Source organism: Synechococcus sp. RS9916 (assembly GCF_000153825.1).
Classification (GTDB): Bacteria; Cyanobacteriota; Cyanobacteriia; order PCC-6307; family Cyanobiaceae; genus Synechococcus_C.
Map to the genome: position 1 here is coordinate 1886688 of NZ_DS022299.1, position 23327 is coordinate 1910014.

Consider the following 23327-nt stretch of genomic DNA (forward strand, 5'->3'; position numbering starts at 1 on the left):
ATGTCCTCGTTAGTCACCGCCAACAATTTAATTAATACCTGGAACCTTAACGGAGGATCCTTAGACGCAAGTTTCGTTAGCACTATTCAAGGGCTTTTTGCAGACGTCAATACTGTCTATTCACTGCCAAATATTATTGGACTCGGGGACGAAGCAATCATTCTTGAGGACACAAGCCTCACAGCAAGTCAATTAAATACCCTCGACAGCCACACCTCCGGTGCCGTTAACGCCAATACCGTCACCACGCTCACGGGTGCCGCTGCAGACCTCAACACTGCTTACGCCTCCTCCGGCATCAGCAATCTCGGCAATGAGGCCGTCACCCTCTCCGACACCACCCTCGCGGTCTCTGTTCTCAACACCCTCGACGGCAACACCTCAGGGACCGTCAACGCCAACACCGTCACCACACTCACTGGTGCTGCAGCAGACCTCAACACTGCCTACGCCTCAGCCGGCATCAGCAATCTCGGCGATGAGGCCGTCACCCTCTCTGACTCCACCCTCGCGGCCTCCGTTCTCAACACCCTTGATGGCCACACCTCCGGTGCCATCAACGCCAGCAGCATCAACACGCTCACCGGCAGCGCCTCTGACCTGATCACTGCCTTTGCCTCCTCCGGCATCAGCAACCTCGGCAATGAAGCGGTTTCCGTCAGCAGCGGCACTGCCTCCACCTCTCAAGCCAACACCCTCGCTGCTGCCACCTCCGGTGTCGTCACCGCCACCCTCTCCGATGGCGATCTCTCAACACTTGCCGGACTCACCGAAACCGGCAACGCCTACACGATCACCATCACGGACACATCTGTTGATGCAGCAGCCCTCAACACCGTCGATGGCAAGACCACCGTTGCCATCGACGCCAGCAACATCACCACCCTGACTGGTGCAGCCGCTGACCTCAGTACTGCCTACGCCTCATCTGGCATCACGGGGCTCGATGACGAGAACATCACGCTCTCTGACACCACCCTCGCGGTCTCCGTCCTCAACACCCTCGACGGCAATACCTCAGGGACCGTTAACGCCAATACCGTCACCACCCTCACCGGCGCTGCTGCTGAAGCCAACACGGCCTATGCCTCGGCCGGCATCAGCAATCTCGGCAATGAGGCCGTCACCCTCTCCGACACCACCCTCGCGGTCTCCGTCCTCAACACCCTCGACGGCAATACCTCAGGGACCGTTAACGCCAATACCGTCACCACCCTCACCGGCGCTGCTGCTGATCTCAACACGGCCTATGCCTCGGCCGGCATCAGCAATCTCGGCAATGAGGCCGTCACCCTCTCCGACACCACCCTCGCGGTCTCCGTCCTCAACACCCTCGACGGCAATACCTCAGGGACCGTTAACGCCAATACCGTCACCACCCTCACTGGTGCTGCCGCAGACCTGATCACTGCTTACGCATCAGGCGGCATTAGCAACCTCGGCAATGAAGCGGTTTCCGTCAGCAGTGGCACCGCTTCCACCTCTCAGGCCAACACCCTCGCTGCTGCCACCTCCGGCGTCGTCACCGCCACCCTCTCCGATGGCGACCTCTCAACACTCGCCGGACTCACCGAAACCGGCAACGCCTACACGATCACCATCACGGACACCTCCGTTGATGCCGCTGCTCTCAACACGCTCGATGGCAAGACCACCGTTGCCATCAATGCCAACAACATCACCACCCTCACTGGCGCTGCCGCAGATCTCAACACCGCCTATGCCGCCAACGGCTCCAGCATCACCGGCCTCGGTAATGAAGCAGCCACCCTCTCCGACACCACCCTCGCGGTTTCCGTCCTCAACACCCTCGACGGCAACACCTCCGGCACCGTTAACGCCAATACCGTCACCACCCTCACTGGCACAGCCGCAGACCTCAACACTGCTTACGACTCCGCCGGCATCAGCAACCTCGGCAATGAGGCCATCACCCTCTCCGACACCACCCTCGCGGTCTCCGTCCTCAACACCCTCGACGGCAACACCTCCGGCACCGTTAACGCCAATACCGTCACCACCCTCACTGGCACAGCCGCAGACCTCAACACTGCTTACGACTCCGCCGGCATCAGCAATCTCGGCAATGAGGCCATCACCCTCTCCGACACCACCCTCGCGGTTTCCGTCCTCAACACCCTTGATGGCAACACCTCAGGGACCGTCAACGCCAGCAGCATCAACACGCTCACCGGCAGTGCTTCCGACCTAATTACTGCCTTTGCCTCCTCGGGCATCACCAATCTTGGCGATGAGGCCGTTTCCGTCAGTAGCGGCACCGCGTCCAGCACACAAGCCAACACCCTCGCTGCTGCCACCTCCGGCGTCGTCACCGCCACCCTCTCCGATGGCGACCTCTCAACACTCGCCGGACTGACTGAAATCGGGAACGCTTACTCCATCACCATCACGGATACCTCCGTTGATGCAGCTGCTCTCAACACCCTTGATGGCAAAACCACCGTTGCCATCGATGCCAGCGACATCACCACCCTCACTGGCAGTGCCTCTGACCTGATCACTGCTTACGCATCAGGCGGCATTAGCAACCTCGGCAATGAAGCTGTTTCCGTCAGCAGTGGCACCGCTTCCACCTCTCAGGCCAACACCCTCGCTGCTGCCACCTCCGGCGTCGTCACCGCCACCCTCTCCGATGGCGACCTCTCAACACTCGCCGGACTCACCGAAACCGGCAACGCCTACACGATCACCATCACGGACACCTCCGTTGATGCCGCTGCTCTCAACACGCTCGATGGCAAGACCACCGTTGCCATCAACGCCAGCAACATCACCACCCTCACTGGCGCTGCAGCAGATCTCAACACCGCCTATGCCGCCAACGGCTCCAGCATCACCGGCCTCGGTAATGAAGCAGCCACCCTCTCCGACACCACCCTCGCGGTTTCCGTCCTCAACACCCTTGATGGCAACACCTCAGGGACAGTCAACGCCAGCAACATCACCACCCTCACCGGTGCTGCAGCAGACCTCAACACCGCTTACGACTCATCTGGCATCTCTGGCCTCGCCAATGAGGCCGTCACCCTTTCCGACACCACCCTCGCGGTCTCCGTCCTCAACACCCTCGACGGCAACACCTCCGGCACCGTTAACGCCAATACCGTCACCACCCTCACTGGCACAGCCGCAGACCTCAACACTGCTTACGACTCCGCCGGCATCAGCAACCTCGGCAATGAGGCCATCACCCTCTCCGACACCACCCTCGCGGTTTCCGTCCTCAACACCCTTGATGGCAACACCTCAGGGACCGTCAACGCCAGCAGCATCAACACGCTCACCGGCGCTGCAGCTGATCTCAACACTGCCTACGCCTCAGCCGGCATCTCTGGCCTCGCCAATGAGGCCGTCACCCTCTCCGACACCACCCTCGCGGTCTCCGTCCTCAACACCCTCGATGGCAATACCTCAGGCACCGTCAACGCCAGCAACATCACCACGCTCACGGGCGCTGCTGCTGAAGCCAACACGGCCTATGCCTCGGCCGGCATCAGCAATCTCGGCAATGAGGCCGTCACCCTCTCCGACACCACCCTCGCGGTCTCCGTCCTCAACACCCTCGACGGCAATACCTCAGGGACCGTTAACGCCAATACCGTCACCACCCTCACTGGCACAGCCGCAGACCTCAACACTGCTTACGACTCCGCCGGCATCAGCAACCTCGGCAATGAGGCCGTCACCCTCTCCGACACCACCCTCGCGGTCTCTGTTCTCAACACCCTCGACGGCAATACCTCAGGGACCGTTAACGCCAATACCGTCACCACCCTCACTGGTGCTGCCGCAGACCTGATCACTGCTTACGCATCAGGCGGCATTAGCAACCTCGGGGATGAGGCCGTCACTCTCTCTGACACCTCCCTCGCGGTTTCCGTCCTCAACAGCCTCGACGGCAATACATCCGGCACCGTTAACGCCAACACCGTCACCACCCTCACCGGCGCTGCTGCTGATCTCAACACCGCTTACGCCTCTGGCGGCATCAACGGCCTCGGTAATGAAGCAGCCACCCTCTCCGACACCACCCTCGCGGTTTCCGTCCTCAACACCCTTGATGGCCACACCTCAGGGACAGTCAACGCCAGCAGCATCACCACCCTCACCGGTGCTGCAGCAGACCTCAACACCGCTTACGACTCATCTGGCATCTCTGGCCTCGCCAATGAGGCCGTCACTCTCTCCGACACCACCCTCGCGGTCTCCGTCCTCATCACCCTTGACGGCAACACCTCCGGCACCGTTAACGCCAATACCGTCACCACCCTCACTGGCAGCGCTTCTGACCTGATCACTGCGTATGCATCAGGCGGCATCAGCAACCTCGGCAATGAAGCGGTTTCCGTCAGCAGTGGCACTGCTTCCACCTCACAAGCCAACACCCTCGCTGCTGCCACCTCCGGCGTCGTCACCGCCACCCTCTCCGATGGCGATCTCTCAACACTCGCCGGACTCACCGAAACCGGCAACGCCTACACGATCACCATCACGGACACGTCCGTTGATGCCGCTGCTCTCAACACCCTCGATGGCAAAACCACCGTTGCCATCAACGCCTCCAACATCACCACCCTCACGGGTGCTGCAGCTGATCTCAACACTGCTTACGCCTCCTCCGGCATCAGCAATCTCGGCAACGAGGCCGTCACCCTCTCCGACACCACCCTCGCTGCCTCCGTCCTCAACACCCTCGATGGCAATACCTCAGGGACCGTTAACGCCAATACCGTCACCACACTCACTGGTGCTGCCGCAGACCTGATCACTGCCTTTGCCTCCTCCGGCATCAGCAACCTCGGTGATGAGGCCGTTTCCGTTAGCAGCGGCAACGCATCAACCTCTCAAGCCAACACCCTCGCTGCTGCCACCTCCGGCGTCGTCACCGCCACCCTCTCCGATGGTGATCTCTCAACACTCGCCGGACTGACTGAAACCGGCAACGCCTACACGATCACCATCACGGACACGTCCGTTGATGCAGCTGCTCTCAACACCCTTGATAGCAAGACCACCGTCGCCATCAATGCCAGCAACATCACCACCCTCACTGGCGCTGCTGAAGACCTCAACACCGCCTACGCCGCCAACGGCTCCAGCATCACCGGCCTCGGTAATGAAGCGGCCACCCTCTCTGACACCACTCTCGCGGTCTCCGTCCTCAACACCCTCGATGGAAATACCTCAGGGACCGTTAACGCCAATACCGTCACCACCCTCACTGGCAGCGCTTCTGACCTGATCACTGCGTATGCATCAGGCGGCATCAGCAACCTCGGCAATGAAGCGGTTTCCGTCAGCAGCGGCACTGCTTCCACCTCACAAGCCAACACCCTCGCTGCTGCCACCTCCGGCGTCGTCACCGCCACCCTCTCCGATGGCGATCTCTCAACACTCGCCGGACTCACCGAAACCGGCAACGCCTACACGATCACCATCACGGACACCTCCGTTGATGCCGCTGCTCTCAACACGCTCGATGGCAAGACCACCGTTGCCATCAATGCCAACAACATCACCACCCTCACTGGCGCTGCCGCAGATCTCAACACCGCCTATGCCGCCAACGGCTCCAGCATCACCGGCCTCGGTAATGAAGCAGCCACCCTCTCCGACACCACCCTCGCGGTTTCCGTCCTCAACACCCTTGATGGCCACACCTCAGGGACAGTCAACGCCAGCAACATCACCACCCTCACCGGTGCTGCAGCAGACCTCAACACCGCTTACGACTCATCTGGCATCTCTGGCCTCGCCAATGAGGCCGTCACCCTTTCCGACACCACCCTCGCGGTCTCCGTCCTCAACACCCTCGACGGCAACACCTCCGGCACCGTTAACGCCAATACCGTCACCACCCTCACTGGCACAGCCGCAGACCTCAACACTGCTTACGACTCCGCCGGCATCAGCAACCTCGGCAATGAGGCCATCACCCTCTCCGACACCACCCTCGCGGTTTCCGTCCTCAACACCCTTGATGGCAACACCTCAGGGACCGTCAACGCCAGCAGCATCAACACACTCACCGGCGCTGCAGCTGATCTCAACACTGCCTACGCCTCAGCCGGCATCTCTGGCCTCGCCAATGAGGCCGTCACCCTTTCCGACACCACCCTCGCGGTCTCCGTCCTCAACACCCTCGACGGCAACACCTCCGGCACTGTTAACGCCAATACCGTCACCACCCTCACTGGCACAGCCGCAGACCTCAACACTGCTTACGACTCCGCCGGCATCAGCAACCTCGGCAATGAGGCCATCACCCTCTCCGACACCACCCTCGCGGTCTCCGTCCTCAACACCCTTGATGGCAACACCTCAGGGACCGTTAACGCCAATACCGTCACCACCCTCACCGGCGCTGCTGCTGATCTCAACACGGCCTATGCCTCGGCCGGCATCAGCAATCTCGGCAATGAGGCCGTCACCCTCTCCGACACCACCCTCGCGGTCTCCGTCCTCAACACCCTCGACGGCAATACCTCAGGGACCGTTAACGCCAATACCGTCACCACCCTCACTGGTGCTGCCGCAGACCTGATCACTGCTTACGCATCAGGCGGCATTAGCAACCTCGGCAATGAAGCGGTTTCCGTCAGCAGCGGCACTGCTTCCACCTCACAAGCCAACACCCTCGCTGCTGCCACCTCCGGCGTCGTCACCGCCACCCTCTCCGATGGCGATCTCTCAACACTCGCCGGACTCACCGAAACCGGCAACGCCTACACGATCACCATCACGGACACCTCCGTTGATGCCGCTGCTCTCAACACGCTCGATGGCAAGACCACCGTTGCCATCAATGCCAACAACATCACCACCCTCACTGGCGCTGCCGCAGATCTCAACACCGCCTATGCCGCCAACGGCTCCAGCATCACCGGCCTCGGTAATGAAGCAGCCACCCTCTCCGACACCACCCTCGCGGTTTCCGTCCTCAACACCCTTGATGGCAACACCTCCGGCATCGTTAACGCCAGCAACATCACCACGCTGACCAGTGATGACTACGACTCACTAAATACTGCTTATACATCCGCCAATGGTGGAGCAATCACAGGACTAGGCGACGAAGCAATCAGCGTTAGCGGCAGGATTCGCGTTTCAGAAGCAAACACACTTAACGGCCATACCACTGGAGTCATCACTGCAACAATTACGAATAGCGATGGAACAGGCAACCTCGACATTTCCTCTGCTCTGAACTTAAACGGAACAGAAAATGCTTATTCAATCCGCATTAAAGAACAAACCGTCAGCACTTCTGATCTACTGGCCGTTGATGCAATCACAACGACGACAGTCAATGCACAAAACATAAGAACACTTGAAGGAACCTACACCGAAGTCATTGATTCCTATGCCGCCGAAACAGCAGGAAGAATTTCAGGATTAGGAAGCAATTGCAATTTCAATATCAGCGGCGCAATCACTGTTGCAGAAGCCAACACACTTTCCGCATTAATTACCAACAACAACCGAAGACTGACCGCGACAATCTCTGATGGCGACATGGCCACATTGGCCGGGATCAGTGAAAGCGATCACAACTTAACGATCACCATCACGGACACATCTGTTGATGCGGCAGCGCTCAACACCCTGGACGGGAAAACAGACACAGCGATTGATGCGGGCAACATCACCACGCTCACGGGTGCCGCTGCAGACCTCAACACTGCTTACGCCTCCTCCGGCATCAGCAATCTCGGCAATGAGGCCGTCACCCTCTCCGACACCACCCTCGCGGTCTCTGTTCTCAACACCCTCGACGGCAACACCTCAGGGACCGTCAACGCCAACACCGTCACCACACTCACTGGTGCTGCAGCAGACCTCAACACTGCCTACGCCTCAGCCGGCATCAGCAATCTCGGCGATGAGGCCGTCACCCTCTCTGACTCCACCCTCGCGGCCTCCGTTCTCAACACCCTTGATGGCCACACCTCCGGTGCCATCAACGCCAGCAGCATCAACACGCTCACCGGCAGCGCCTCTGACCTGATCACTGCCTTTGCCTCCTCCGGCATCAGCAACCTCGGCAATGAAGCGGTTTCCGTCAGCAGCGGCACTGCCTCCACCTCTCAAGCCAACACCCTCGCTGCTGCCACCTCCGGTGTCGTCACCGCCACCCTCTCCGATGGCGATCTCTCAACACTTGCCGGACTCACCGAAACCGGCAACGCCTACACGATCACCATCACGGACACATCTGTTGATGCAGCAGCCCTCAACACCGTCGATGGCAAGACCACCGTTGCCATCGACGCCAGCAACATCACCACCCTGACTGGTGCAGCCGCTGACCTCAGTACTGCCTACGCCTCATCTGGCATCACGGGGCTCGATGACGAGAACATCACGCTCTCTGACACCACCCTCGCGGTCTCCGTCCTCAACACCCTCGACGGCAATACCTCAGGGACCGTTAACGCCAATACCGTCACCACCCTCACCGGCGCTGCTGCTGAAGCCAACACGGCCTATGCCTCGGCCGGCATCAGCAATCTCGGCAATGAGGCCGTCACCCTCTCCGACACCACCCTCGCGGTCTCCGTCCTCAACACCCTCGACGGCAATACCTCAGGGACCGTTAACGCCAATACCGTCACCACCCTCACCGGCGCTGCTGCTGATCTCAACACGGCCTATGCCTCGGCCGGCATCAGCAATCTCGGCAATGAGGCCGTCACCCTCTCCGACACCACCCTCGCGGTCTCCGTCCTCAACACCCTCGACGGCAATACCTCAGGGACCGTTAACGCCAATACCGTCACCACCCTCACTGGTGCTGCCGCAGACCTGATCACTGCTTACGCATCAGGCGGCATTAGCAACCTCGGCAATGAAGCGGTTTCCGTCAGCAGTGGCACCGCTTCCACCTCTCAGGCCAACACCCTCGCTGCTGCCACCTCCGGCGTCGTCACCGCCACCCTCTCCGATGGCGACCTCTCAACACTCGCCGGACTCACCGAAACCGGCAACGCCTACACGATCACCATCACGGACACCTCCGTTGATGCCGCTGCTCTCAACACGCTCGATGGCAAGACCACCGTTGCCATCAATGCCAACAACATCACCACCCTCACTGGCGCTGCCGCAGATCTCAACACCGCCTATGCCGCCAACGGCTCCAGCATCACCGGCCTCGGTAATGAAGCAGCCACCCTCTCCGACACCACCCTCGCGGTTTCCGTCCTCAACACCCTCGACGGCAACACCTCCGGCACCGTTAACGCCAATACCGTCACCACCCTCACTGGCACAGCCGCAGACCTCAACACTGCTTACGACTCCGCCGGCATCAGCAACCTCGGCAATGAGGCCATCACCCTCTCCGACACCACCCTCGCGGTCTCCGTCCTCAACACCCTCGACGGCAACACCTCCGGCACCGTTAACGCCAATACCGTCACCACCCTCACTGGCACAGCCGCAGACCTCAACACTGCTTACGACTCCGCCGGCATCAGCAATCTCGGCAATGAGGCCATCACCCTCTCCGACACCACCCTCGCGGTTTCCGTCCTCAACACCCTTGATGGCAACACCTCAGGGACCGTCAACGCCAGCAGCATCAACACGCTCACCGGCGCTGCAGCTGATCTCAACACTGCCTACGCCTCATCTGGCATCACGGGGCTCGATGACGAGAACATCACGCTCTCTGACACCACCCTCGCGGTCTCCGTCCTCAACACCCTCGATGGCAATACCTCAGGCACCGTCAACGCCAGCAACATCACCACCCTCACCGGCGCTGCTGCTGAAGCCAACACGGCCTATGCCTCGGCCGGCATCAGCAATCTCGGCAATGAGGCCGTCACCCTCTCCGACACCACCCTCGCGGTCTCCGTCCTCAACACCCTCGACGGCAATACCTCAGGGACCGTTAACGCCAATACCGTCACCACCCTCACCGGCGCTGCTGCTGATCTCAACACTGCTTACGACTCATCTGGCATCTCTGGCCTCGCCAATGAGGCCGTCACCCTCTCCGACACCACCCTCGCGGTCTCCGTCCTCAACACCCTCGACGGCAATACCTCAGGGACCGTTAACGCCAATACCGTCACCACCCTCACTGGTGCTGCCGCAGACCTGATCACTGCTTACGCATCAGGCGGCATTAGCAACCTCGGCAATGAAGCGGTTTCCGTCAGCAGTGGCACCGCTTCCACCTCTCAGGCCAACACCCTCGCTGCTGCCACCTCCGGCGTCGTCACCGCCACCCTCTCCGATGGCGACCTCTCAACACTCGCCGGACTCACCGAAACCGGCAACGCCTACACGATCACCATCACGGACACCTCCGTTGATGCCGCTGCTCTCAACACGCTCGATGGCAAGACCACCGTTGCCATCAATGCCAACAACATCACCACCCTCACTGGCGCTGCCGCAGATCTCAACACCGCCTATGCCGCCAACGGCTCCAGCATCACCGGCCTCGGTAATGAAGCAGCCACCCTCTCCGACACCACCCTCGCGGTTTCCGTCCTCAACACCCTTGATGGCCACACCTCAGGGACAGTCAACGCCAGCAACATCACCACCCTCACCGGTGCTGCAGCAGACCTCAACACCGCTTACGACTCATCTGGCATCTCTGGCCTCGCCAATGAGGCCGTCACCCTTTCCGACACCACCCTCGCGGTCTCCGTCCTCAACACCCTCGACGGCAACACCTCCGGCACCGTTAACGCCAATACCGTCACCACCCTCACTGGCACAGCCGCAGACCTCAACACTGCTTACGACTCCGCCGGCATCAGCAACCTCGGCAATGAGGCCATCACCCTCTCCGACACCACCCTCGCGGTTTCCGTCCTCAACACCCTTGATGGCAACACCTCAGGGACCGTCAACGCCAGCAGCATCAACACACTCACCGGCGCTGCAGCTGATCTCAACACTGCCTACGCCTCAGCCGGCATCTCTGGCCTCGCCAATGAGGCCGTCACCCTCTCTGACACCACCCTCGCGGTTTCCGTCCTCAACACCCTCGACGGCAATACCTCAGGCACCGTCAACGCCAGCAACATCACCACCCTCACTGGCAGCGCTTCTGACCTGATCACTGCGTATGCATCAGGCGGCATCAGCAACCTCGGCAATGAAGCTGTTTCCGTCAGCAGTGGCACTGCCTCCACCTCTCAAGCCAACACCCTCGCTGCTGCCACCTCCGGCGTCGTCACCGCCACCCTCTCCGATGGCGACCTCTCAACACTCGCCGGACTCACCGAAACCGGCAACGCCTACACGATCACCATCACGGACACGTCCGTTGATGCCGCTGCTCTCAACACGCTCGATGGCAAGACCACCGTTGCCATCAACGCCAGCAACATCACCACCCTCACTGGCGCTGCCGCAGATCTCAACACCGCCTATGCCGCCAACGGCTCCAGCATCACCGGCCTCGGTAATGAAGCAGCCACCCTCTCCGACACCACCCTCGCGGTTTCCGTCCTCAACACCCTTGATGGCAACACCTCCGGCACCGTTAACGCCAGCAACATCACCACCCTCACCGGTGCTGCAGCAGACCTCAACACCGCTTACGACTCATCTGGCATCTCTGGCCTCGCCAATGAGGCCGTCACTCTCTCCGACACCACCCTCGCGGTTTCCGTCCTCATCACCCTCGACGGCAACACCAAAGGGACAGTCAACGCCAGCAACATCACCACCCTCACCGGTGCTGCAGCAGACCTCAACACCGCTTACGCCTCAGGCGGCATCAGCAATCTCGGTAACGAGGCCGTCACTCTCTCCGACACCACCCTCGCGGTCTCTGTTCTCAACACCCTCGACGGCAACACATCCGGCACCGTTAACGCCAATACCGTCACCACCCTCACCGGCGCTGCAGCGGATCTCAACACTGCTTACGACTCCGCCGGCATCAGCAATCTCGGCGATGAGGCCGCCACCCTCTCCGACACCACCCTCGCGGTCTCCGTCCTCAACACCCTTGATGGCCACACCTCCGGTGCCATCAACGCCAGCAACATCACCACCCTCACTGGTGCTGCAGCTGATCTCAACACTGCTTACGACTCCTCAGGCATCTCAGGCCTCGCCAATGAGGCCGTCACCCTCTCCGACACCACCCTCGCGGCCTCTGTCCTCAACACCCTTGATGGCCACACCTCAGGCACCGTCAATGCCTCCTCCATCTACACCCTCACAGGCAGCGCTGCCGACCTAATCACCGCTTACTCATCAGGGGGAATCACAGGTCTTGGCAATGAAGCCGTCAACGTCAGCAGCGGCACCGCCTCCACCTCCCAAGCCACAACCCTTGCTGCTGCTACATCCGGCATCGTCACCGTCACCATCACTGATGGTGATCTCACCACCCTCGACGGACTGACCGAAACCAACAACGCTTACTCCATCACCATCACGGACGCGTCCGTTGATGCAGCTGCGCTCAACGCCCTCGATGGCAAAACCACCGTCACCGTCGACGCAAGCTCCGTCACCACCCTCACAGGTACAGCCGCTGAAGCCAACACTGCCTACGCCTCCTCCGGCATCTCAGGTCTCGCGAATGAGGCCGTCACCCTTTCCGACACCACCCTCGCGGTCGCTGTTCTCAACACTCTCGACGGCAACACCTCAGGAACCATAGATGCCAGCAACATCGCCACTCTCACAGGCAGCGCTTCTGACCTGATCACTGCATACACATCAGGCGGAATCACAGGCCTGGCCAATGAGGCCGTCACTCTCACCGACACCACCCTCGCGGTCTCCGTTCTCAACACCCTCGATGGCCACACCTCAGGAACCATCGATGCCGGCACCGTCACCACCCTCACCGGCGCCGCCGCAGACCTCAACACTGCCTACGACTCAGCCGGCATCAGCAATCTCGGCAATGAAGCCGTCACTCTCAGCGACAGCACCCTCGCGGTTTCCGTCCTCAACACCCTTGATGGCAACACCTCCGGCACCGTCAACGCCAGCAACATCACCACCCTCACCGGAGCTGCAGCAGACCTCAACACCGCTTACGACTCATCTGGCATCTCTGGCCTCGCCAATGAGGCCGTCACCCTCTCCGACACCACCCTCGCGGTCTCCGTCCTCAACACCCTTGATGGCAACACCTCCGGCACCGTTAACGCCAATACCGTCACCACCCTCACTGGCACAGCCGCAGACCTCAACACTGCTTACGACTCATCTGGCATCTCTGGCCTCGCCAATGAGGCCGTCACCCTCTCCGACACCACCCTCGCGGTCTCTGTTCTCAACACCCTCGACGGCAACACATCCGGCACCGTTAACGCCAATACCGTCACCACCCTCACCGGCGCTGCTGCTGATCTCAACACCACTTACGCCTCAGGCGGCATCAGCAATCTCGGTAACGAGGCCGTCACTCTCTCCGACACCACCCTCGCGGTCTCCGTCCTCAACACCCTCGACGGCAACACCTCCGGCACCGTTAACGCCAATACCGTCACCACCCTCACTGGCACAGCCGCAGACCTCAACACTGCTTACGACTCAGGCGGCATCAGCAACCTCGGCAATGAGGCCGTCACCCTCTCCGACACCACCCTCGCGGTTTCCGTCCTCAACACCCTTGATGGCAACACCTCCGGCACCGTTAACGCCAATACCGTCACCACCCTCACTGGCACAGCCGCAGACCTCAACACTGCCTACGCCTCAGCCGGCATCAGCAATCTCGGCAATGAGGCCGTCACCCTCTCCGACACCACCCTCGCGGTCTCCGTCCTCAACACCCTCGACGGCAATACCTCAGGGACCGTTAACGCCAATACCGTCACCACCCTCACCGGCGCTGCTGCTGAAGCCAACACGGCCTATGCCTCGGCCGGCATCAGCAATCTCGGCAATGAGGCCGTCACCCTCTCCGACACCACCCTCGCGGTCTCCGTCCTCAACACCCTCGACGGCAATACCTCAGGGACCGTTAACGCCAATACCGTCACCACCCTCACCGGCGCTGCTGCTGATCTCAACACGGCCTATGCCTCGGCCGGCATCAGCAATCTCGGCAATGAGGCCGTCACCCTCTCTGACTCCACCCTCGCGGCCTCCGTTCTCAACACCCTTGATGGCCACACCTCCGGTGCCATCAACGCCAGCAGCATCAACACGCTCACCGGCAGCGCCTCTGACCTGATCACTGCCTTTGCCTCCTCCGGCATCAGCAACCTCGGCAATGAAGCGGTTTCCGTCAGCAGCGGCACTGCCTCCACCTCTCAAGCCAACACCCTCGCTGCTGCCACCTCCGGTGTCGTCACCGCCACCCTCTCCGATGGCGACCTCTCAACACTCGCCGGACTCACTGAAACCGGCAACGCCTACACGATCACCATCACGGACGCATCCGTTGATGCCGCTGCTCTCAACACCCTCGATGGCAAGACCACCGTCGCCATCAATGCCAACAACATCACCACCCTCACTGGCGCTGCCGCAGATCTCAACACCGCCTACGCCTCAGCCGGCATCAGCAATCTCGGCAATGAAGCCGTCACCCTTTCCGACACCACCCTCGCGGTCTCCGTCCTCAACACCCTCGACGGCAATACCTCAGGGACCGTTAACGCCAATACCGTCACCACCCTCACCGGCGCTGCTGCTGAAGCCAACACGGCCTATGCCTCGGCCGGCATCAGCAATCTCGGCAATGAGGCCGTCACCCTTTCCGACACCACCCTCGCGGTCTCCGTCCTCAACACCCTCGACGGCAACACCTCCGGCACTGTTAACGCCAATACCGTCACCACCCTCACTGGCACAGCCGCAGACCTCAACACTGCTTACGACTCCGCCGGCATCAGCAACCTCGGCAATGAGGCCATCACCCTCTCCGACACCACCCTCGCGGTCTCCGTCCTCAACACCCTTGATGGCAACACCTCAGGGACCGTTAACGCCAATACCGTCACCACCCTCACCGGCGCTGCTGCTGATCTCAACACGGCCTATGCCTCGGCCGGCATCAGCAATCTCGGCAATGAGGCCGTCACCCTCTCCGACACCACCCTCGCGGTCTCCGTCCTCAACACCCTCGACGGCAATACCTCAGGGACCGTTAACGCCAATACCGTCACCACCCTCACTGGTGCTGCCGCAGACCTGATCACTGCTTACGCATCAGGCGGCATTAGCAACCTCGGCAATGAAGCGGTTTCCGTCAGCAGCGGCACTGCTTCCACCTCACAAGCCAACACCCTCGCTGCTGCCACCTCCGGCGTCGTCACCGCCACCCTCTCCGATGGCGATCTCTCAACACTCGCCGGACTCACCGAAACCGGCAACGCCTACACGATCACCATCACGGACACCTCCGTTGATGCCGCTGCTCTCAACACGCTCGATGGCAAGACCACCGTTGCCATCAATGCCAACAACATCACCACCCTCACTGGCGCTGCCGCAGATCTCAACACCGCCTATGCCGCCAACGGCTCCAGCATCACCGGCCTCGGTAATGAAGCAGCCACCCTCTCCGACACCACCCTCGCGGTTTCCGTCCTCAACACCCTTGATGGCAACACCTCCGGCATCGTTAACGCCAATACCGTCACCACACTCACCGGCGCTGCAGCAGACCTCAACACTGCTTTCGACTCAGCCGGCATCAGCAATCTCGGCAATGAGGCCGCCACCCTCAGTGACACCACCCTTGCGGTCTCGGTCCTCAACACCCTTGATGGCAACACATCCGGCACCGTTAACGCCAACACCGTCACCACCCTCACTGGCAGCGCTTCCGACCTGATCACGGCGTATGCGTCAGGCGGCATCAGCAACCTCGGTGACGAAGCCGTTTCCGTCAGCAGCGGCACTGCCTCCACCTCGCAAGCCAACACCCTCGCTGCTGCCACCTCCGGCGTCGTCACCGCGACGATCTCCGATGGTGATCTCGCCACCCTCGCTGGACTCACCGAAACCGGCAACGCCTACACGATCACCATCACGGACACCTCCGTTGATGCCGCTGCTCTCAACACCCTCGATGGCAAAACCACCGTCGCCATCAATGCCGCCAACATCACCACCCTCACTGGTGCTGCCGCTGATCTCAACACCGCCTATTCCGCCAATGGATCCAGCCTCACCGGCCTCGGCAATGAAGCAGCCACCCTCTCCGACACCACCCTCGCGGTCTCCGTCCTCAACACCCTTGACGGCAATACATCAGGCACCGTTAACGCCAGCAACATCACCACCCTCACTGGTGAAGCAGCGGATCTCAACACGGCCTACGACTCAGCCAGCATCTCAGGCCTAGCCAATGAGGCCGTCACCCTCTCCGACACCACCCTCGCTGCTTCGGTCCTTAACACCCTGGATGGCCATACCTCAGGAACCATCGATGCCAGCAACATCACCACACTCACGGGCAGCACTGCTGACCTCATCACTGCTTATGCCTCATTAACCATTACAGGGCTCGGCAATGAGGCCATCACTGTCAACAGCGGCAACCCATCAACGTCTCAGGCCAATACCCTCGCTGCAGCAACGTCCGGCGTCGTCACCGCCACCCTCTCCGATGGCGATCTCTCAACACTCGCCGGACTCACCGAAACCGGCAACGCCTACACGATCACCATCACGGACACACGAGTCAATGCCGACGAATTAAACGCATTAAACGACAAAACAACAACAAGCATCAACGGTTCAAATATCACGCAAATTGCCGGGGCAGTTGATGACATTGCCACGACATATACAGCAGGCGGGATCACTGGTCTTGGCGACGAAGAAGTTATTTTCACCTTCGCAAATATCAATGCAGACAGCCTCAACGCCATTGATGCGGCCAACAGTCGGATCATTAATGCATCAGGCGTTGCTGCTCTAACTGGTGCTGCAGCAGACCTCAATACGGCTTACGCCTCTTCAGGCATCTCCGGGCTCGGTGATGAGCCTGTCACCCTTACCGACACCTCACTCTCCGCTTCAGTCCTCAACACTCTCGACGGCAACACATCCGGCACCGTCGACGCGGGCACCGTCACCACCCTGACTGGCGCAGCCGCCGATCTCAACACCGCCTACGGCTCCTCTGGCATCAGCAATCTCGGCGATGAGGCCGTCACCCTCTCCGACACCACCCTTGCGGTCTCCGTCCTCAACACCCTGGATGGCAACACATCCGGCACCGTTAACGCTGGCACCGTCTCCACACTCACAGGCGCAGCCGCAGACATCAACACCGCCTACGGCTCCTCCGGCATCAGCAACCTCGACAATGAGGCCGTCACCCTCTCTGACACCACCCTCACCGCAGCAGTCCTCAACACCCTCGACGGCAACACCTCAGGCACCGTTAACGCTGGCTCCGTCTCCACACTCTCCGGCGCTGCCGCCGACATCAACACCGCCTACGCCTCCTCCGGCATCAGCAACCTCGGCAATGAGGCCGTCACCCTCACCGACACCTCACTCTCCGCATCGGTCCTCAACACCCTCGACGGCAACACATCCGGCAGCGTCAATGCCAACTCCGTCACCACACTCTCGGGCACGGCCGCCGACCTCAACACTGCCTACGACTCCTCCGGCATCAGCAACCTCGGCGATGAGGCCGTCACCCTCACCGATACCTCACTCGCGGTCTCGGTTCTCAACACCCTCGACGGCAACACATCCGGCAGCGTGAACGCCAACTCCATCAACACACTCTCCGGCACGGCCGCTGACCTCAACACCGCCTACGACTCCTCGGGCATCTCAGGTCTTGGCAACGAGGCCGTCACCATCGCCGACACCTCACTCGCCGGATCGGTGTCGTTCACCCAACTCGGCCCCGACATCGATGGAGAAGCTGCCAGCGATTACAGCGGCCGCCACGTTTCTCTCTCCAGCGATGGCAGCGTCGTCGCCATTGGTGCCCACGGAAACGATGGCAATGGCTCATCTTCGGGCCATACGCGCATCTACAAATGGGACGGCTCCAGCTGGAATCAACGCGGTAGCGATATCGATGGAGAAGCTACCAGCGATCTCAGCGGCTTCAGCGTTTCTCTCTCCAGCGATGGCAGCATCGTTGCCATTGGTGCCTACGCAAACGATGGCAATGGCTACCAATCGGGCCATACGCGCATCTACAAATGGGACGGCTCCAGCTGGAATCAACGCGGTAGCGATATCGATGGAGAAGCTACCAGCGATAACAGCGGCATCAGCGTTTCTCTCTCCAGCGATGGCAGCACCGTTGCCATTGGTGCCTACTTAAACGATGGCAATGGCTCAAATTCGGGCCATACGCGCATCTACAATTGGGACGGCTCCAGCTGGAATCAACGCGGTAGCGATATCAATGGAGAAGCTAGCAGCGATTACAGCGGCCGCAGAGTTTCTCTCTCCAGCGATGGCAGCATCATCGCCATTGGTGCCTACGGAAACGATGGCAATGGCTCAAATTCGGGCCATACGCGCATCTACAAATGGGACGGCTCCAGCTGGAATCAACGCGGTAGCGATATCGATGGAGAAGCTAGCAGCGATAACAGCGGCTACAGCGTTTCTCTCTCCAGCGATGGCAGCATCGTCGCCATTGGTGCCCCCGGAAACGATGGCAATGGCTCATCTTCGGGCCATACGCGCATCTACAAATGGGACGGCTCCAGCTGGAATCAACGCGGTAGCGATATCGATGGAGAAGCTACCAGCGATTACAGCGGCCGCAGAGTTTCTCTCTCCAGCGATGGCAGCATCGTCGCCATTGGTGCCTACGCAAACGATGGCAATGGCTCAAATTCGGGCCATACGCGCATCTACCAGTGGAATTCAGCCTCCTCCTCTTGGAATCAGCGCGGTAGCGATATCGATGGAGAAGCTGCCAGCGATCTCAGCGGGCTCGGCGTTTCTCTCTCCAGCGACGGCAGCACCGTCGCCATTGGTGCCCTGTATAACGATGGAAGTGCAGGAAACGCTGGGCACGTAAGAGTCTTTGATCTCGGCAATCAGATCACCCTCGCCGCATCGGTCCTCAACACCCTCGACGGCAACACCTCAGGCACCATCGATGCCAGCAACATCGCCACACTCACCGGTGCTGCCGCTGAACTCAACACCGCCTACGCCTCCTCCGGCATCAGCAATCTCGGTGATGAGGCCGTCACCCTCACCGACACCTCACTCGCCGCTTCCGTCCTCAACACCCTCGACGGCAACACATCCGGCACCATCGATGCCAGCAACATCACCACACTCACCGGTGCTGCCGCCGACCTCAACACCGCCTACGGCTCCTCCGGCATCAGCAACCTCGGTGATGAGGCCGTCACCCTCACCGACACCTCACTCGCCGCTTCCGTCCTCAACACCCTCGACGGCAACTCCTCAGGCACCGTTAACGCTGGCACCGTCACAACACTCTCTGGGGCTGCCGCCGATCTCAACACCGCCTACGGCTCCTCCGGCATCAGCAACCTCGGTGATGAGGCCGTCACCCTCACCGACACCTCGCTCTCCGCATCGGTCCTCAACACCCTCGACGGCAACACCTCAGGCACCGTTAACGCTGGCACCGTCAACACACTTACCGGCGCCGCTGCAGACCTCAATACGGCCTACGCCTCTTCCGGCATCTCAGGACTTGGCAATGAAAATCTTTTTCTCACGAGCACCACTGTAGAAGCCAGTGTTCTCAACAACCTGGATAGCAACACGACCGGGGCTGTTTATGCATTCCCTGTCAACACGCTGACTGGCACGGCAGCAGGTCTCAACACTGCCTACAACTCTTCAGGGATCGCTGGGCTTGGAAACGAGGCTGTCACGATCGACAGCGGTTCAGCAACCACTGCCCAAGCCAACGCACTCGCTGCTGCCACAACAGGAGTCGTCACCGCCACGATTTCCGAAGGAGATCTAGCCACACTCTCCGGTATCAACGAAACCAATAACGCCTACAGCATCACCGTCACCGATACATCAATAGGTGCTTCAGCATTAAACACACTCGATGCCACAACAACTGTGGCCATTAATGGGGCCAACATCACAGCCCTCACAGGAACAGCAGCTGAGCTCAACACCGCCTACGCCTCCTCCGGCATCAGCAATCTGGGCAATGAGGCTGTCACCCTCAGCGACACCTCCCTCGCGGCCTCCGTCCTCAACACACTCGACGGACACACTTCAGGCACCGTCAATGCCAACACCGTCAACTCGCTTTCGGGCACCGCTGCAGACCTCAATACGGCCTACGCCTCCTCAGGCATCAGCAATCTCGGCAATGAGGCCATCACCCTCAGCGACACCTCGCTCACCGCATCGATCCTCAACACCCTCGACGGCAACACCTCCGGCACCATCAACGCCGGCACCGTCAACACACTTACCGGCGCAGCCGCTGAGCTCAACACTGCCTACGCCTCCTCAGGCATCAGCAATCTCGGCAACGAGGCCGTCACCCTCACCGACACCACCCTCGCGGCCTCCGTCCTCAACACACTCGACGGCAACACCTCCGGCACTATCAACGCCGGCACCGTCAACACACTTACCGGCGCCGCTGCAGACCTCAATACGGCCTACGCCTCCTCAGGCATCAGCAATCTCGGCAACGAGGCCGTCACCCTCACCGACACCACCCTCGCGGCCTCCGTCCTCAACACACTCGAGGGCAATACATCCGGCACCGTTAACGCAAGCTCCGTCAACACCCTCACAGGCAGCGCAGCTGACCTCAACACCAGCTACACCTCCTCCGGCATCAGCAACCTCGGCAATGAGGCCATCACCCTCACCGACACCTCACTCACTGCCTCCGTCCTCAACACACTCGACGGACACACTTCAGGCACCGTCAATGCCAACACCGTCAACACGCTTTCGGGCACCGCTGCAGACCTCAATACGGCCTACGCCTCCTCAGGCATCAGCAACGTCGGCAATGAGGCCATCACCCTCACCGACACCTCGCTCACCGCATCGATCCTCAACACCCTCGACGGCAACACCTCCGGCACCATCAACGCCGACACCGTCAACACACTTACCGGCGCAGCCGCTGAGCTCAACACTGCCTACGCCTCCTCCGGCATCAGCAATCTCGGCAACGAGGCCGTCACCCTCACCGACACCACCCTCGCGGCCTCCGTGCTCAACACACTCGACGGCAATACATCAGGCACTATCAACGCCGGCACCGTCAACACGCTCACTGGTAATGAGGTTGAAATCAATTCGTGCTATGCATCAGCGGGCATCACTAATCTCTCCGATGCTGCACGCAGAATCACGCCAAGCGTAGCCATCAAGGCGGACACTTCGTTCCTTAATTCCGGAGAAACAGCAACAATTACTTTCATACTCTCTGAAGCATCAAACGATTTCAGAGAGTCTTGCGCAACGATAGAAGGGGGCTCACTGTCAAATTTTTCAGGATCGGGCACCACTTACACTGCAACATTCACACCAACATCAAACAGCAAGAACGATGGAATCATTGCAGTCGCGTCGGGAACGTTTACTAATGCATTAGGCAATTTCAATTGTGACGGCGCAGACAGTGACAACACACTGAAGCTATCAATCAATACCATCCCAACAGAATCTGGGGCTAAAAAAGACCCAATTGCCAGCATAGATTCTGACAAAGATGGAGTCGCCGATGCAATTGAGGGCGAAATCGACCCTATTCGCAAATCACCCTGGGACCATAACGGCGATGGGATTGCGGACGCCGAGCAAAACGATGTTGCCACTTTCAACTCGTCCACAGGAAGAAAAGCAAGCCTCAGCCTGCACGACAACACACTGCTGGAAGGATTAACGAAACTAGGCGGATCCCTATTCTCACGCATTGCCCTCCGCTTTCAGGGAATCAAAAACAAAGCTGAACGCGGTCTTGGAAAGAGCATCAAAGCCCTCAATGCACTGAACGCTAGCAACCACGAAGGAAAGCCTCAAACCTATAAACACTCCGTCCTCAACACGAGCGACCAAGTCAGTTTCCGACTCGTTCCAGAACTGATTGCTGAAGGAGAAGTTCCCAAACCCGATATCGCCAGGTACCAAGATCAGATCAATCAGCGCTTCAGCAACACTATTCACCGTATTGACCACCGATTCGATGACGCTAATACAAACTGGAATGCATTAGTCAAGCCGGACATCTCAGGCCAACTTCGTTTTTTTGGCTATGACCCCCTGACAGGGATTGGGGGCATTCTCAGGGACCACGATGGTGACGGAAAACCAGATGGCATCACCTTGTTCCTTAAAGACAACGAGTACGGCGACCTCAACCCGGATCCCTTCATCATCGAAGATCCAATCGGAGCCGCGGAACTCAAGGATCCACCTAAGCTGGTGGCCTTATCAGATGGGCGAGGTCTAACCGTGGAAGGTCCAGCAGGCCTCGGCCTCTGGGTAAGACTCAAAGCCACTCATGCAAATGCGAGCTGGCAAAACAGTTTGCAACTGATCAGCAATCAACGCAACCACATTGGCTCAATTGGAGCCACTTCCCATAGCAGCAACCTAGGTCAGCAGGAGATTTATCTCCAAGTCGGCGAAGAACTACGATTCCAGCAATCCAGCAATAATCACGCACTCCATACCTCACCCTTGATCAAACTTGAACAGAACAGCGAGGAAACCTGGTCACTGCAGCTCGATGACGGAGCAGGATTGAACAACCAGGATCAAGACCACGACGATCTAGGTATCACAATCAGTGGTCATTTAACACCCGAAAATCTCAAAAACTACTTGCTGGCACGCTCACAGAACCATCTTCATGCCGGCGTTCTTAATGTCCAATCTTTGATCCAAGACACGGTCACCCTGAAAGTCGAGGCTAAAAGCGATTGCGCCAAAACGAATCGACTTGCTTTTGTTCGATTCGATGACAACGTGGGCGTTTTGAGCATGAACGGCATCCGGGCCGATGGCAGCCAAGCCTTCCAAGCGATGGTGCGCCAATCGCTAATCGAGCCGAGTCAGGAGCAGATCGAACTCTCCGGAACCAGCTCAAGAACGGTTGAATGGACACTTCAGTCAGCTGACTACGGACTTTATGCGCCAGTGCTGATCACAAGTGATGGAACGGTACACACCGCCAGCAATCTTTCAGGCGCCCCATCAACTAGACATCTCAAGCTGCTAGGCATGAACTATTTTGGCTTTGAAGACACCCTGAATCGTGCCGGCAGTGACTGGGATTACAACGACCTGACCGTTCAAGTCTCCGTGCTCTGAATCCGTGGGTCTGACAACCCGCAACAGGAGAGAATAAAGCCATAAGCACCCCTTGGAGTGAGCGTTATCCCGAC

General features: G+C 59.6%; 1 protein-coding gene. It reads left to right on the top strand.

Annotated elements, in window-relative coordinates; translation table 11 throughout:
- Positions 1–23253 carry an S-layer family protein gene (locus tag RS9916_RS10050; RefSeq protein WP_007099281.1) on the top strand — a complete coding sequence of 7751 codons (23253 nt, stop codon included), beginning with the start codon at positions 1–3 and terminating at the stop codon, positions 23251–23253.
- Positions 23254–23327: the final 74 nt, after the last annotated feature.

Excerpts from the sequence above, each read along its gene's own strand:
- RS9916_RS10050 (WP_007099281.1), top strand. The coding sequence starts at position 1 with ATGTCCTCGTTAGTCACCGCCAACAATTTAATTAATACCTGGAACCTT.